The organism is Aquabacterium sp., assembly GCF_044226965.1.
GTDB lineage: Bacteria > Pseudomonadota > Gammaproteobacteria > Burkholderiales > Burkholderiaceae_C > Pseudaquabacterium.
In genome coordinates this window covers 82,353-97,037 of the sequence record NZ_JBGAGA010000011.1, presented here as the reverse complement: position 1 = coordinate 97,037, position 14,685 = coordinate 82,353, and the positions used below count along the sequence as shown (strand labels likewise).

The 14,685-nt window shown below is 67.9% G+C and carries 13 protein-coding genes; 12 read left to right on the top strand and 1 reads right to left on the bottom strand.

Annotated elements, in window-relative coordinates:
• The first annotated feature begins 83 nt into the window (after positions 1 to 83).
• From ACILR4_RS07475 to ACILR4_RS07420, 12 genes are all read left to right on the top strand, one after another.
• Entirely contained in the window at positions 84 to 2,984 is a 2,901-nt protein-coding gene (locus ACILR4_RS07475; RefSeq protein WP_395700215.1) for an EAL domain-containing protein, read from the top strand.
• On the top strand, positions 2,981 to 3,133 hold the full coding sequence (locus ACILR4_RS07470; RefSeq protein WP_395700214.1) for a hypothetical protein: 153 nt from the start codon (positions 2,981 to 2,983) through the stop codon (positions 3,131 to 3,133). The genes ACILR4_RS07475 and ACILR4_RS07470 overlap by 4 nt, the downstream gene beginning before the upstream one ends.
• On the top strand, positions 3,130 to 3,984 hold the full coding sequence (locus tag ACILR4_RS07465; RefSeq protein WP_395700213.1) for an HDOD domain-containing protein: 855 nt from the start codon (positions 3,130 to 3,132) through the stop codon (positions 3,982 to 3,984). The genes ACILR4_RS07470 and ACILR4_RS07465 overlap by 4 nt, the downstream gene beginning before the upstream one ends.
• Before the next feature lie 5 nt (positions 3,985 to 3,989).
• Positions 3,990 to 4,892 (top strand): ATP-binding protein, encoded by a 903-nt coding sequence (locus ACILR4_RS07460; RefSeq protein WP_395700212.1) that lies wholly within the window; start codon positions 3,990 to 3,992, stop codon positions 4,890 to 4,892.
• The gene (locus tag ACILR4_RS07455; protein ID WP_395700211.1) at positions 4,889 to 6,184 is read left to right on the top strand and encodes an HD domain-containing phosphohydrolase; all 1,296 of its coding nucleotides are present in this window, start codon (positions 4,889 to 4,891) and stop codon (positions 6,182 to 6,184) included. Before ACILR4_RS07460 ends, ACILR4_RS07455 begins: the two co-directional genes overlap by 4 nt.
• Positions 6,181 to 6,696: a response regulator gene (locus tag ACILR4_RS07450; RefSeq protein WP_395700210.1), complete on the top strand. Its 516-nt coding sequence runs from the start codon at positions 6,181 to 6,183 to the stop codon at positions 6,694 to 6,696. The genes ACILR4_RS07455 and ACILR4_RS07450 overlap by 4 nt, the downstream gene beginning before the upstream one ends.
• Before the next feature lie 93 nt (positions 6,697 to 6,789).
• Positions 6,790 to 7,308 (top strand): phosphate-starvation-inducible PsiE family protein, encoded by a 519-nt coding sequence (locus tag ACILR4_RS07445; RefSeq protein ID WP_395700209.1) that lies wholly within the window; start codon positions 6,790 to 6,792, stop codon positions 7,306 to 7,308.
• Positions 7,309 to 7,624: 316 nt separating this feature from the next.
• The gene (locus ACILR4_RS07440) at positions 7,625 to 7,777 is read left to right on the top strand and encodes a hypothetical protein (protein WP_395700208.1); all 153 of its coding nucleotides are present in this window, start codon (positions 7,625 to 7,627) and stop codon (positions 7,775 to 7,777) included.
• Between the two features lie 590 nt (positions 7,778 to 8,367).
• Positions 8,368 to 8,883 carry a hypothetical protein gene (locus ACILR4_RS07435; protein WP_395700207.1) on the top strand — a complete coding sequence of 172 codons (516 nt, stop codon included), beginning with the start codon at positions 8,368 to 8,370 and terminating at the stop codon, positions 8,881 to 8,883.
• 41 nt (positions 8,884 to 8,924) lie between these two features.
• Positions 8,925 to 9,950 (top strand): helix-turn-helix transcriptional regulator, encoded by a 1,026-nt coding sequence (locus ACILR4_RS07430; protein WP_395700206.1) that lies wholly within the window; start codon positions 8,925 to 8,927, stop codon positions 9,948 to 9,950.
• 207 nt (positions 9,951 to 10,157) lie between these two features.
• A complete protein-coding gene (locus ACILR4_RS07425; RefSeq protein WP_395700205.1) occupies positions 10,158 to 11,090 on the top strand; it encodes an AbaSI family restriction endonuclease in 933 nt (310 codons plus the stop codon).
• A 357-nt stretch (positions 11,091 to 11,447) separates the two neighbouring features.
• Positions 11,448 to 12,668, top strand: coding sequence for a saccharopine dehydrogenase family protein (locus ACILR4_RS07420; protein ID WP_395700204.1), 1,221 nt, complete (start codon positions 11,448 to 11,450; stop codon positions 12,666 to 12,668).
• A gap of 607 nt (positions 12,669 to 13,275) precedes the next feature.
• Here ACILR4_RS07420 and ACILR4_RS07415 read toward each other — a convergent pair.
• On the bottom strand, positions 13,276 to 14,565 hold the full coding sequence (locus tag ACILR4_RS07415) for a DUF2868 domain-containing protein (RefSeq protein WP_395700203.1): 1,290 nt from the start codon (positions 14,563 to 14,565) through the stop codon (positions 13,276 to 13,278).
• Between the last annotated feature and the right edge of the window lie 120 nt (positions 14,566 to 14,685).

Here is a 14,685-nt window from a genome sequence, read left to right as displayed (position 1 = left end):
CGCCGGGGGCCGCAACTGCTCACGCCGCCGGCGCAGGCCGCCGGGCAGAGTGCGGGCATGTTCAATCCCATGCTGTTCCGCGTATGCCGCACCGCGATGCCGCGCTGACGCTGGTGGCGGCCAGCCCCGCGCCGCCAGGCCCTGAACACGCGTTGCGCGAAGTGCTGGACCGGCTGGGACCCTCGGTCTTCGCGGGCCTGCTCGACGCCGACGGCGTGCTGCGTTATGCCAACCACGCGGCCTTGCAGGCCATCGGCGTGACGCCGGAGCAGGTGCTCGGCCAGCGCTTCGACACAACCCCCTGGTGGCAGGCCTGCGAGCTGTCGCAACGCCGGCTGCAGCAGGCTCTGGCGAGCGCAGCGCGCGGCCAGGCCTCTCGTTTCGACGTGCGCCTGGCCACCCGCAGCGGCGACACGCTGGCGATGGACTTTTCGCTGCTGCCGCTTTACGGCCCGGACGGGCGCGTGGCCTGGTTGATCCCTTCCGCGTGCGACGTAAGCGACCGCGAGCGGGCGCGCCGCCAGTTGCGCCTGACCCGCCATGCCGTCGAACAGGCCAACGACGCGCTGTTCCAGGTCGGGCCCGACGGTGCCTTTCGCGATGCCAATACAGCGGCATGCCGGCTGCTCGGCCTCACGCGCGAGCACCTGCTGCGCCTGCGCGTGTCCGACATCGACACTCAGGTCGACGAGACGTCATGGCCACAGCGCTGGCGCGAGATGTGCGAACGCGGCTCCCTGCGCTTCGAGACCGACGTTCGCCATCACGACGGTCACGAGATTCCTGTCGATGTCTCCGTCAGCCTGGTGACCAGTGACGGGGAGACCTTCGCCCATGTCTGCGTCGACGACCTGCGCGAGCGCCGCGCCGCCGAACAGCGCATCCAGCAGCTGCTGCAGTTCGACGAGCTGACGGGCTTGCCGAACCGCCAGCGGCTCTTCGAGCACCTGGGTGCAACCCTGCAGACCCGCGCCGAAACCGCGGTGCTGGTGCTGGAGCTCGACCGCTTCAAGCGCATCAACGACGGTCTTGGCCCGCATATCGGCGACGCGGTGCTGCGCGAAGTCGCACAGCGCATCGCCGCCTCCGTGCGCAACATCGACCTGGTGGCGCGCCGCGGCGGCGACGAGTTCGTGATCGTGATGCCCGCCCCTGCGGGCGCGGCAACGGACTTGGCGCGGGCGCTGCTGGGCGCCGTGGCGCGACCGATGACGATAGCGGGGCACGAGATCCACCTGACCTGCAGCGTCGGCATCGCGGAGGCCCCTGGCGACGGCGACCATGCCGAGACCCTGCTGCGACGCGCCAATGCCGCGCTGGAACAGGCCAAGCTGCAGGGGCGCAACCATTTCAGCGTCTATGCCCGAGCGCCGCATGACGACGATCCTGAACAGCTGGCGCTGGAGACCGCGCTGCGCCAGGCGCTGCGCGACGAGCAGCTCGAGCTGCACTACCAGCCCCAGGTGGATCTGGTACAGGGCCGCATCGTCGGCGTCGAGGCGCTGCTGCGCTGGATGCACCCGACGCTGGGTCGTATTGCGCCGGACCGCTTCATCCCGATCGCCGAGGAGACCGGTCTGATCGTCCCCATCGGCGACTGGGTGCTGCGCCGCGCCATCGAGCAGGCCGCCGCGTGGCAGCGCGCCGGGCTGCCGCCGCTGCGCATGGCGGTCAACCTGTCGGCGCGCCAGCTGCTGCAGGCGGACCTGGCGCGGCGCATCGAAGGCCTGCTTGCCGCGACGGGACTCGACCCGCGGCGCTTCGGTGTCGAGGTCACCGAGAGCATGATGATCACCAACGTCGACCAGGCGGTGCAGCACCTGCGAGCGTTGCGAGCGCTCGGCGTCGAGGTCTCGCTCGACGACTTCGGCACCGGCTACTCGAGCCTGAGCTATCTGCGCCGGCTGCCGGTCGACGTGGTCAAGATCGACCGCTCGCTGGTACCCGACGTCACCGCGCCGGCAGAAGACGTGTCGATCACACGCGCCATCATCACGATGGCGCACCAGTTGCAGATGAAGGTGCTCGCCGAGGGCGTCGAAAGCGAAGGGCAGGCGGCGCTGCTGGCCGCGAACCAGTGCGACCAGATGCAGGGCTGGTGGTTCAGTGCCGCGCAGCCGGCGGCAGCGGTCGAGGCGATGCTGCGCGACGGCCGCCGCATCGACCCAGCCCTGCTTGGCCGGCGCTCGCGCGAGCGCACCCTGCTGCTCGTCGACGACGAGGAGAACATCGTCGCCGCGCTGCGCCGGCTGCTGCGCGCCGAGGGTTGGCTGCTGCTCAGCGCCACCAGCGCCGAGCAGGCGCTGGAGCTGATGGCACGCCACGAGGTCGACGTGATCCTGTCCGACCAGCGCATGCCGGGCATGACCGGCGTCGAGCTGCTGCGCCGGGCCCGGCAGCTGTACCCGGAAACGATCCGGCTGGTGCTGTCGGGCTACACCGAGCTGCAGTCGATCACCGACGCGATCAACGAGGGTGCGATCTACAAGTTCCTCGCCAAGCCATGGGATGACGAGCAGCTGCGCGCTCACCTTCGCGAAGCCTTCGCGCTGAAGGAGATGGCCGACCAGAATCGCCGCCTCGACCGCGAGGTGCAGGCCGCCAACCGGGAACTGGCCGAGCTGAACCGGCGGCTGCAGACGCTGCTAAGTGCGCAGCGCGAGCAGAACGAGCGCGAGGTCGGCAGCCGCGAGGCGGCGCAGGAACTGCTGGATGCGGTGCCGGTGCCCGTGTTCGGCATCGACGACGAAGACCTGCTGGTCTTCGCCAACGCCCCGGCGCAGGCGCTGTTCGGACTGGATGGCAACCAGCTGGGCGGGCCGGCGGCCGAGCAGCTGCCGCAGACCGTGCGGCCAGCGCTCGACGGCGACGCCATGCTGGTGACGCTGGCAGGGCGCCGCTGGTGGGCGATGAGCCGGCCGCTGAGCGGCATCGCACGCGGCCGCCTGCTGGTGCTGCTGCCGCAAGCCGGAGCCTCGAAGTGACCGCCCCGGCCGTTCCCGACACGCCGCCGGCTGTCGTGCCAGCCGTGCCGGTGGCGTTGACGCAGCTGTTCCGCCACAGCCTGCGCGAAGGGCGGGTGCATCCGCTGCTGCACGTGGTGCAGCGCTACCGCCAGGAGACTCCGCGATGAGCACGGCCCAACGACCGATCTCGCGCGACGAACTGCTCGCCGCGCTGCGCGACCTGCCCCCGCTGCCTTCGGTGGTGCTCGAACTGGTCGAGTCGCTCGGCCACGAGGAGCTCAGCGCCGCGCAGTACGCGGCCAAGATCTCGCGCGACCAGGCGCTCGCCGCCAAGACCCTGCGGCTGGCCAACTCGTCGTTCTACGGCCGCGGCCGGCAGGTCCACTCGGTCGCCGAGGCGATCTCGGTCCTCGGCCTGCGCACGGTGCGTGGCGTCGTCACGGCCGCGGGCATGGCCGGCAGCTTTCAGCGCCGTCCTGGCTTCGACCACAACGCCTTCTGGCGCCACTCGATCGGCAGCGCCCTGTGTGCGCAGGCCCTGGCCGGTGAACTGGGGCGCGACGACGCCGACCTGGCGTTCACGGTCGGGCTACTGCACGACATCGGCCGGCTGGCGCTGGCGAGCGCGTTTGCACCGGCCTATGGCGAGGTCGAGCAGTGGCGGCGCGACCAGGATGGCCCCGATGGCGACGCCGAGCGTGCCGTGCTCGGTATCGATCACGCCGAGGTCGGCGGGCTGATCGCACGGCAGTGGAACTTCGCGCCGGCGATCGTCGATGCCATTCGCGAGCACCACGCGCCGCCGGACACGGCCGGCACAGTCACCTTGACGGGCATCGCCCACGTGGCCGATGCCATCGCCCACGCGCTCGGCCTGGCCGGCGACGCCGACGAGGCGGTGCCGGCGCTGGTGTTGCCGGTCTGGGCCGCCTGCCGCCTGGACGACGCCGCCTGCATGCGACTGTTCGCCCGCGCCGAGGCGCAGTTCGAGACCGTCTGCGAAGCGCTGCTGCACTGAAGACCATGTCCACATCCGATTCCGAACTCGTCTTGCTGCAGCGCGCCAACGACGAACTGCGCGCACTCAATCAAGTCCTGCGCAGCGCGCAGGACCAGTTGCTGCAGTCCGAACGGCTGGCGTCGATCGGGCAGTTGGCGGCCGGCGTGGCGCACGAGATCAACAACCCGATCGGCTATGTGTTCTCGAACTTCGGCACGCTGGAGGCCTATCTCGAGCGCCTGTTCGAGATGCTCGAAGCCTACGAGCAGGCCGAACCCGCGCTGGCCGACAGCGCCGTCGCGGACCGGCTCGCGACCTTGCGTGCGCGGGTCGAACTCGACTACCTGAAGCAGGACATCCCGATGCTGATGGGCGAGTCGAAAGAGGGCCTGTCACGGGTGCGCAAGATCGTCCAGGACCTGAAGGACTTCTCGCGTGTGGACACCCACCAGGAGTGGGTCTGGGCCTCGCTGCACCAGGGCATCGACTCGACGTTGAACATCGTCGCCAACGAGATCAAGTACCGCGCCGACGTGAAGCGCGAGTACGGCGACTTGCCCGACATCGAGTGCCTGCCGTCGGAGCTGAACCAGGTGTTCCTGAACCTGCTCGTCAACGCGGCCCATGCGATCGGCCCGCAGCGCGGCCTGATCGTCGTGCGCAGCGCCGATGCCGGGGACCAGGTCTGGGTCGAGGTCGAGGACAACGGCAGCGGCATCGCACCCGAACACCTGGCGCGCATCTTCGACCCCTTCTTCACCACCAAGCCGGTCGGCCGCGGCACGGGCCTGGGCCTGTCGCTCGCCTACGGCATCGTGCAGAAGCACCACGGCCACATCGACGTGCGCAGCGAACCGGGTCGCGGCTCGTGTTTCCGCGTCACGCTGCCGGTGCGGCGTCCGGGCGCCGAAGGGGCGGCGGCATGACGGCCGCCAACCCGCCCTGGACGGTGCTCGCCGTCGACGACGAGCCGAACATCCTGGCCGCGCTGCGGCGCCTGTTCCGCGCCACGGGCTGGCGCATCCTGACCGCCGCGCACGCCGAAGAGGCGCTCGCGCTGCTGGCCGCCGAACCCGTCGACGCCGTGCTGTCGGACATGCGCATGCCGGGCATGGACGGCGTGCAGCTGCTCGAACGGGTCAGCGTGGGCTGGCCGCGCACGGCGCGGCTGCTGCTGACGGGCCAGGCCGACCTGGGCTCGACGATCGCTGCCATCAACCGCGGCCGACTGCACCGCTACATCACAAAGCCCTGGAACGACGACGAGCTCGTGCTGACCTTGCGCCAGGTCGCGGAGAGCCAGCAGCTCGAAGCCGAGAAGCAGGCGCTGGAGCGACTCACGCAGCAGCAGAACGAGGACCTGAAGACGCTGAACTCGAGTCTGGAGGTCCACGTCGCCCTGCGCACCGAGGAACTCGCTGCCGCCAACGACAGGCTGAAGCGCAACTACCTGACGTCGATCAAGGCCTTCACCGCGCTGATCGAGCTGCGCGGCAGCGCCCAGGTCGGACACGCGCGCCAGGTGGCCGACCTGGCCCGTCGCATCGCCCAGGCGATGACGCTGGATGCCGGCACGCGGCACGACCTGCCGATTGCCGCGCTGCTGCACGACATCGGCCACATCGGCCTCAGCGACGACGTGCTGGCGCGACCGGTGAACCGGCTCGACCGCGATGAATTGCGGCGCTACCGCCTGCACCCGGTGCTCGGCGAGCAGGCCTTGCTGGCCAGCGATGACATGCAGGGCGTCGCGCCGCTGATCCGCGCGCACCACGAACGCTGGGACGGGCAAGGTTTCCCCGACGGACTGCGCGGCGCGGCGATCCCGCTGGGTGCCCGCATCCTGGCCGTGGCCGACGCCTTCGAGGACTTGCGCTGCGGCCGGATCGACGGCCAGGCCCTGAGCCCGCTCGATGCCCGTCGCACGGTACTCGCCGCGCGCGGCAGCCAGTTCGACCCGAGCGTCGTCGACGCCTTCGCGAGCTTGTTCTCAGCGGCGCCGCCCAAGCCGGCCGTGGCGCCGCGGCGCCTGCGCACCGCGGAGTTGCGCGCCGGCCAGATGCTGGCGCAGGACTTCGTGTCGCCCGAGGGCGTGCTGCTGCTGTCGGCCGGCCAGCAGCTGAACGACGACCTGATCGCTCGCATCTGTGCGTTCGAGCGCAAACACGGCCTGGCGCTGACCTTGGCCGTGCAGTCGGCGCCGGAGGCTCGCCCGTGAAGCGTGTGTTGATCGTCGACGACGAGACGCTGGTACTGCACGCACTGCGTCGTCTGCTGCAGCGGCACTTCAAGCCGCAGCAACTCGGCGTGGAGATCTGCGCCGATCCGCTGTACGCGCTGCAGCGCCTGCACGAGGCGCACTTCGACGTGGTGATCTGCGACTACCGCATGCCGCGGCTGGACGGCGTGACGCTGCTCGCACGCGCCAGAGAACTGGACCCGCGCACGGTGCGCCTCATGCTCAGCGCCGCGTCCGACTTCGGCACCGTGCTCGCGGCGGTGAATCGCGCCGGTATCTTCCGCTACATCCCGAAGCCGTGGAGCGAACCGCAGCTGCTCGCCGACCTGCGCGCGGCGCTGGTGTTCGACCCCTGTGCCGTCCCGAGCGCCGACGAACTGGAACGGCGCCGGCTCGAGGCACAGGAGCCGGGCATCACGCAGGTCGAGTGGGGGCCGAACGGCGAAGTGCTGATGCCGGGGCACCTGCCGACGCGACCGGGCAAGCTCTGAGTCCCCCGCACGGCGGCCGCCGCGAAGCATCGACAAGGTGGGCATCTTTGCCCTGGCGCAGAATACGCGTCTACCAACGGCAGGGAGGGCGCCATGCCGTCACCTCGTCGAAGCCTGGGCGGCTTGCTCCAGGAAACGCGCGACCAGTGGCCGCTGATGAACCACTACGAGCGCTTCGAGCACATGGTCGCGTTCATCCTGAGCGTGATCATCGCGTTGGTCATCGCGCTCGCCCTGCTGCAGCTGCTCACGCGTGTGGTGCCGCTGCTCCTGTCGGGCTCGATCGATCCGCTGGATCACGAAGTCTTCCAGGGCCTGTTCGGGATGATCATGACCTTGCTGATCGCGCTCGAGTTCAAGCACTCGATCATTCGCGTGGCACTGCGCCGAGAGAGCATCGTGCAGGTCAAGACCGTGGTGCTGATCGCCTTGCTGGCCCTGTCCAGGAAGTTCATCGTGCTGGACAGCAAGGTCACGGAAGCGCAGACCATTGCCGCACTGGCGCTTGCCACCCTCGTCCTGGGCGTCGTCTACTGGCTGCTCCGCGAACGCGACGATCGCCTGTCGAAGGACCTCCGCACGGATCCGGGAACTGGGCTGGCAGGCGAGTGACCGGGCTCAGTGCTGCGGCACCACAGCTTCGGCGACCCTGAGTGCCATACCCGGACCGCGTCTGTGCGGTCGTCGCCGTGTGCAGCCACCGTCGGAGGGCAGCTCTGCGACGCCGAGCCTCGCGAGTCGCATGGCGGCTCCGGGTCGGGAGCAGTCGCTTAACCGCAGAAGCGCGAAAGGCCGCCACCAGTCTTAAGCCACGGTTCCGCCACGGCGATCGACGAAGGGCTTTCGGGCGCTGGCCAAACGACAGGTTTCGTCGCTGCACCTGTGTGCAATGCGGTTGGCACGTCGCCAATCCTCACAGGAGCACCCCATGTCGAACCAGCGTAGCTACTTTGTCGAGATGCGCAATGCCAGTGGTTGCGGTCTCGGCACACACGTGATGGCGCACAGCTGCTACGAAGCCATGCAACTCGCGGCGGAGCGTAACCCGGGCTTCCGGCCCCTGTCCGCCCGGCTCGCCTGAGAGCCGTGGTCCGCTCGGCGCCGACGCGGCTGCTGCTCGGCCTGGCGCGTCGCTTCCATGCCGAAGGCGATCTGGAGACAGCGAATGCGCTTCGGGACCGGACAAAAGCACACCTCTGTGCAAAGCTGGCCCCCGAGGACGGCGACTGTCTGGCAAATGAGGTCGATCGGGCGCGCTCCCTGGACTTCGACGGACGCTATGGGGACACAGCGCAGCACCATGCGGTGGCGGCACGTCTGCAGCCCCACGTGCACGCCATGGTGTGGCAGGCGGCTGTGGCCCGGCAGATCGAGGCCGACGACCGGCTGGCACGCCTGCGAGCGCGCGCGGGTGTTCGCATCCCTGCTCCGGCAGGCCGGCGCCAGCAATCTGGCCTTGGCGTCGCTGGACATCCCAATCCGGTCGCTCAGCGTCTGCGAGCCGGACGCCGAGTGGGTATCGCTGCTGGCTGCGACCCTGCGAGAGCAGGCGCTGTGCCATAGCGCACTGGGTTATTGCCAATCCGCTCAAGCTGCGCGTCGACAAGCCGAAAAGCTCGAACGAGTTGAAGCAGTACGCCCAGCGACCTCAGCCCCGGAGCCCGACCTCTCATGACCGCCCAGGTTCGCGACAGCATCCACTTCGAGGGCCGCGACTTCGCGCTGGCTTCGGAGCCTCTGGGCACTTGGCTGGCACGTCGGCGCAACCGGGACCTTCGGTTCCGGCGTCCGCACACGGCCTGTTCGCGTGGCTACGTCGCATCATGGGCCGTCGCGCGCGGGCGCCTGTACCTGACCGGCTTCACAGCCACCTGGCCGGATGGCCGCGAAGCGACAGTCGAGGAGCTCTTCGACCGCTACCCACCGTCCTACTACGCCAGCACCCATGCCCTGGATCCGGCCCATGCGGGGCCTGGGCACTTTGCCTTCTGGTTCTCCGAGACGGTGTGCTGCCCGTTCGGGCGGCTGCTCCGCTACGAGCACGTGGCCTACGGCGGCATCCGGGAGCGAGATCTGTTCCTGAGGTTCCATGACGGGTTCCTCGTCGGATCGTCGATTCGGGAGAACACCCTGCCGCCGATCGATCCCTTCGAAGCGGAACTCGAGGACCTTGATCTGGACGTCTGAGACGCCACGCTCGAGCCGTTCCACCTGGTCGCCTGTTTGCGATGAAGCTGAGCACCGCCATCCACCTGCTACGGCTGCTGAGCACCCGCCCCGAGTACGCGATGACCACCGAGGAGATCGATCGCCGCTGGCGCGATCTCGGCGGTGCCGAGGTCACGCTGCGATCGATCCAGCGCTACATGGGCCAGCTCTCGGACGACAGCGAAGGCCCCAGCCTGCTGGAGACCACGCGCAAGAACGGGCTCAAGGCGTACTACCTGCGCGCTTCGCAGGTGGCGACGTGGTTCATGTCGGAAGAGGCCGCGCTGGACCTGCAGTTGCGCCGCGACGTGTTCGGGCAGGCGGTCCAGGGCATGGGGCGCGCTGGAGGCGCCCAGCTGGGCGACATGGCTGCCGAGGTGATTGCGGCGTCGCCGGAGTTTCGGCGCATCGGCGACCGGCTGCGAACGGTACCGGACGGCATTGGGCGAAGAGCCGCGCCGGTTGCACCGGAAGTGGTCCGTGAGGTCATCCAGGCGATCGGGCGGGAGCGGCAGATCCAGTTCACCTACCGCAACGCAGCGGGCAAGGCATCACGGCACCTCGTGACGCCGCTCGGGCTGGTGGCCAAGGACGGAACCAAGTACCTGGTTGGTGTGAAGGGGCTCAACGACACCCCCCGGCATTTCGCGCTGCATCGTGCGTCCGACGCCAGGATGCACTTCCGACACGCGCAGCACCGGCCGGACTTCAACCTCGACGACTACATCCATGCGTCACACCAATTCAGTCATGTGCTGGACGGGTCCTCGCCGCCCATCCAGCTGAAGCTTCGGGTGGCGCCGGAGACGATGTATCACTTCCGCGAACGTCCGCTGTCGGACGACCAGCGCGAGACCGCACCGCGCGATCGGGATGCTTGGTTCACCGTGACCGCCACCGTGCCGCGCACATTCCTGCTGGTGCCGTTTCTCGTCAGCTTGGGCGCCTGGGTGGAGGTGGTGGGCCCGGCGGAAGTACGCGCCGAGACAGCGAAGTGGGTGCGCGGCATGGCCGCTCACTATGCGATCGATCCGCCCGGTAAATGACAGTTTCTGTCGTCGGCACTGGCCAGACTGAGGGCTCCCTCGACACGAAGGAGTCTCATGAAGCCCGATGCCCCCGTCACTGCGGAGCGGGTCTTCGCTCCGTATGTCGATCAGAGGCCCGCGAGGGGCCGTCCGTGTCGGCCCCAGCCCTGACTCGACCCCATTCGACTTCGATTTGCCCGTTTGTCCTACTAGAGGATCCGCCCCATGCTCTGCTCCCAGTGCCAGTTTGACCTTGGCCCTCGCAACGTAAAGTGCCGTTGCGGGTTCGACAATGCCACTCGGTCCTGGTGCCGTCCCACCACCAACGAGACGTACTTTGCCAACCAGTCGTTCGGTACCAAGCGCTGGGAGTCGTTGGTCCTGCATGCACTTGCCTACGCGCTGCGGGACGTGCACATCGTTTTCCAGCACCATGTACCGGTGGACCTGCCGGGTCGGGAACGATTCCTGATCGACGCGTACTTCCCGTCCATCAATCTCGCGGTCGAGGTCGATGAGGAGTACCACGGCAATGCGGAGCAACGCCAGGAAGATCTGCGTCGGGAAGCCGAGATCCGTCGGCAACTGGGATGCGAATTCTTTCGCATCGATGCCTGGGGCGCGCCCGTTTTCCCGCAGATCGATCGCCTCGTCCAACGGGTCCGGGCGCTTCACGCGGAGCGCCAAGTCGACCCGTGGTTCAGACCCGCGCCCGAAGAGCGCGCCGGCGGCGAGTACAAGGCCCAAAGGCTGGACGAACTCGAGCGCGCCGGTGCATTCGCGTTCATGGAGGACCTCGCGGAAGAGGTGCGGCAGATGGGCTTCGTTGTTCAAGTCGGCAGCATCAACGACATCCCGTCCCCAGCCAATGGGGAGGCCGGGTTCGTCATCCGACTTGGCCACCTGACCTTTACCGTCAACCGGCGCGCTTCGCCAAAGCTCAAGCTGCTGGTGGCAGACCACCTCACGGCGCAATCCATGGAGCGCATGGGATTCGCGATCGAGCCTCGTCAGGTGGAGCTCAAGCGCGATGGCAGTGAGAGCCCTCGGTACTGGGAGTTCAGGGACGTCGGACGTGTTGATCGGGAAAGGCTGCTGGCGCACCTCCAAGAAATCCAGGAGAGACATCAGCCACCATTCGGACGGGAGGCCGCATAAGTGACCTCGAGGTCCAAGTCAGCGGAGATCCCGTGATCTTGGAGTTGCCCTGGACGATTGCGTGCCAGCCCAATCCAAGAGCCCCGCAAAATGCGCCGGCTTGCCGCGACAAGACGCCGCCCTGCGCGCGACGGGATGCTCTGTCGAGTGACATTGCCATCATGGAGGCCCGCAGATTCAGCGCAGCCTGTTACGCAGGTGCGCATCTACTTCCGCATTGCAGCGTATGCGGATGCTCACCCCCGAATAGCGAGCGGGCGGCCAGCGACCTGTACTCGTCCGGGGGAGAAGGTCATGGCGTGGAAGCCGCCGTGACGAGGCCGCCCGCATGCCGTGGCCCTGTGAGACGATGACCGCATGACACGCCCCCACGACCTCATCGTCTTCGGCGCCACCGGCTTCACCGGCCGGCTGGTGGCCGAGTATCTGCAACGCAGGCTGGGCCGCCATGCCGGCGTGCGGTGGGCGCTGGCCGGACGGCAGGCCGCCAGGCTGGCGCAGGTGCGCGACGCGATCGGCGCCGACCCCGGCCTGCCGCTGCTGACGGCCGATGCGTCCGACGCCGCAGCGATGGCGGCCCTGGTGCGCCAGGCGCGGGTGGTGATCACCACCGTGGGTCCGTACCAGCGCTACGGCGAGGCCCTGGTCACCGCCTGTGCCGAGGCCGGCACCGACTACGTGGACCTGTGCGGTGAACCGCTGTGGATGGCGAAGATGATTCCGCAGCTGCAGGCGCCTGCGCAGGCCAGCCGTGCGCGCATCGTGTTCAGCTGCGGATTCGACTCCATCCCCTTCGACCTGGGCGTGGTGTTCCTGCAATACGAGATGCAGCAGCGCCTGGGCCACTTTGCGCAACAGGTGCGCGCCCGCGTCACGGTGATGAAGGGCGCGCTGTCGGGTGGCACCGCGGCCAGCGCGCTGGCCACCTTCGAGCAGATCGGCCACGAGCCGGGCCTGGCCCGGCTGATGGCCGACCCCTTCGCGCTGACACCGGGCTTCCGTGGCCCGGTGCAGCCCGATGGCGACGCGGCCGGCTTCGACGACTGGGCCCAGGCCTGGTGCGGCCCGTTCGTGATGGCAGCCATCAACACCAAGAACGTCCACCGCACCCACGCCTTGCGCGGCCACCCCTGGGGCACCGACTTCCGCTACGACGAGCGACTGCAGACCGGTGCCGGCAAGCTCGGCGAACTGGCGGCCAAGGCGCTGGCGCGCCAGTCGCGCGTGACGAACCTGCTGCTGGGCCTGGCGCCCACGCGCGCGCTGCTGCGCCGCTTCGCGCTGCCGCAGCCGGGCCAGGGCCCGAGCCGCCGTGCGCAGGCGTCAGGCCGCTACGAGGTGGTGATCACCGGCCAGACGGCCGATGGCCAGCGGCTGTCGGTTCGCGTGCGAGGCGACCGCGACCCGGGCTACGGGTCCACCAGCAAGATGATCTCGGAGAGCGCGTTGTGCCTCCTGCAGGATGTCGATCGTGAGGCCACGCCCGGCGGCGTGTGGACCCCGGGCGCCGCGATGGGACTGGCGCTGACACGGCGGCTGCAGGGCCATGCGGGGGTGAGCTTCGAGGTGCTGGGCTGAGCGTTCGCGCTCGGAGCCGATCGGCGGCTCCGAGCGCCTGGCTGAGCTTCGGTGGGTGCTCGGCCAGAGGGGCTGGCGAGGCGTCGGAATCATCGGTCGGATGAATCTCGCGTCTGCGGGGCCCCGGTCGGCCGCACGGGCCCAACCGACGAACATCGACCTGTCTGGCTTCGTTGACCTGCTGGCTGTCCGCGAGCGCTTGGTCGCCCGCCCCGGTGCGCAGGCGGCGATAACGGCCAAGAGGCGCGTCAAGTCGAGGCGGTGTCGGGCTTTCCGTGGGGCGCGCGAAGTTCAGGACGCTGCCGTCCACCCGCCTGCGAATAACGGACCTATTGCCGGCCTTGGGGTAGAACGACTCGATCACGCCGCTCAGGTGGCCCCACGGAACCACTCGATCCATCGCCGCCAGGAACTGGTCGCGTCTGGTCGGCCGACGTAAGCGCTCGAACTCGGCGCTCTGGTCAGCGGCGATGGCCAAAGTCTGTCGCTTCATGCGATGGATCGATCAGGCGCCGTGTCCGCCTCGAACTTGATCAGCGTTGCCCTAGGCTTGAACACGCCGCAAAAGCGGGCCGGCGAGTCTCGTCCGCTTGGCGGCGGGATTGCATTAAGGATTCTGGCCGGAACGAGGTTGTCCGGTGTCTTTCGCAGAACTGCCTTTGCGCCCCCAGGGCCGCCACCACGGCCGCGACACCGCCATCGGGGCGGCCTCAGCTTGTGGCTGGAGATCGGTCGTCATGCGGCGGATCAACTCATCTACCGGCGGGCCTCTCAGTACGGGTTCTCGCCCTGCCTTCATGGCGCGCCCGCCGGCCAGCAGCAAGAAGACGAGCCGCAGAAGCACACCGTACGTGAGGATCGCCAGGGAAAGGAATGTCGCCCAGGCTCGCGAGGCGTCGATCGAGACAACGCGATCTGTTGCCTCACGGGAAAGGCGGGATTCCACCACTTGGCTCAATGAAGGGACGCCTGCAGTTGTCAGACCGCTCCAAGGGCTTGCGATCAATTGGATGCCTCTGTGAACGGTTTCGGCGGAGACATCGTGCGTCATGCTCCAGCCAAATCGAATATCCGAGGACATAAAGTGATAGAAATCCAGTGACGCCAGTAGCCCGAGGCTCATTGCGACTACGCAGAGTTGCGCAGCGACAATAACATGGCACATCACCAGTTCTCGGTAGGACTGCTCAAGATCGCCGATCTGCTCCAGAAACATTGAGAACTTTCGACGACGGCTCTTGTCAGCCAGTCGTGGCAGAACGGCTCGAGCAATGGACACGCGCAGAGAAGAGAACTCACCGAAAATTCGGCGAAGCGCGCCTCGTACAGTCCAAAGCAATGCCGCGAACAACGTGAACATGATCTGCACACCAACGGTGGCCAGCGCGGCCTTGGTCGCACTCACATGCCCATTCTGGTCCAGTAGCAGCAAGACGCCGCCCGCGTGGAGAACACCACCCACAAAGCTGGCGAACATTGCGGCCGTCACCAGAAGCTTCCAACTGCGCACCAAATCAGCGCCGCCAAAGTACTTCTCTGGCGCAAGGAACCGCCTGGCCTCAAGCCAAGACCGAAGCAGATCGCGCCGTTCCCTGACGGCATCAGCGGGCGCGTCGGACAATAACTCTAGATAGATCTGGCGATCCCGCGCCGAATCTGTATGCGAGTCGGCGCTGCGCTGCGACCGAAGGAGGAACTCGAAATCTGCGATGTCCGTCACTGTCCAAGAGCGACGGTACATCGGCATGTCCGCCAGCAACTTTCGTTGAGACGAATGCGACTGGCCCTTGTCGGAATCGACAGTCTGTGGGGATGAGGCTGCACGCCGGCTTTTGAGCCTCCACACAATGAGGCTCCCGACCACCAACAGTACGCTCGCTACAGCGATCAGGATCATCGGAGGCCGTACGGGTCCATTCGCCGCATGTTTCGTGTCGGGACAAGATTGTCACTCGGCCAAAGCCGAACCACCCAGCGTGCTTGAAAGAAGGACCTGCGCAATAGCGGATCGATCTCT

What these genes read in the sequence shown, in the direction of transcription:
- ACILR4_RS07460 (WP_395700212.1), top strand. Translation starts at nt 3,990, where the DNA reads ATGTCCACATCCGATTCCGAACTCGTCTTGCTGCAGCGCGCCAACGAC.
- ACILR4_RS07430 (WP_395700206.1), top strand. Translation starts at nt 8,925, where the DNA reads ATGAAGCTGAGCACCGCCATCCACCTGCTACGGCTGCTGAGCACCCGC.
- ACILR4_RS07455 (WP_395700211.1), top strand. Translation starts at nt 4,889, where the DNA reads ATGACGGCCGCCAACCCGCCCTGGACGGTGCTCGCCGTCGACGACGAG.
- ACILR4_RS07475 (WP_395700215.1), top strand. Translation starts at nt 84, where the DNA reads ATGCCGCACCGCGATGCCGCGCTGACGCTGGTGGCGGCCAGCCCCGCG.
- ACILR4_RS07415 (WP_395700203.1), bottom strand. Translation starts at nt 14,565, where the DNA reads ATGATCCTGATCGCTGTAGCGAGCGTACTGTTGGTGGTCGGGAGCCTC.
- ACILR4_RS07440 (WP_395700208.1), top strand. Translation starts at nt 7,625, where the DNA reads ATGTCGAACCAGCGTAGCTACTTTGTCGAGATGCGCAATGCCAGTGGT.
- ACILR4_RS07465 (WP_395700213.1), top strand. Translation starts at nt 3,130, where the DNA reads ATGAGCACGGCCCAACGACCGATCTCGCGCGACGAACTGCTCGCCGCG.
- ACILR4_RS07420 (WP_395700204.1), top strand. Translation starts at nt 11,448, where the DNA reads ATGACACGCCCCCACGACCTCATCGTCTTCGGCGCCACCGGCTTCACC.
- ACILR4_RS07445 (WP_395700209.1), top strand. Translation starts at nt 6,790, where the DNA reads ATGCCGTCACCTCGTCGAAGCCTGGGCGGCTTGCTCCAGGAAACGCGC.
- ACILR4_RS07425 (WP_395700205.1), top strand. Translation starts at nt 10,158, where the DNA reads ATGCTCTGCTCCCAGTGCCAGTTTGACCTTGGCCCTCGCAACGTAAAG.
- ACILR4_RS07435 (WP_395700207.1), top strand. Translation starts at nt 8,368, where the DNA reads ATGACCGCCCAGGTTCGCGACAGCATCCACTTCGAGGGCCGCGACTTC.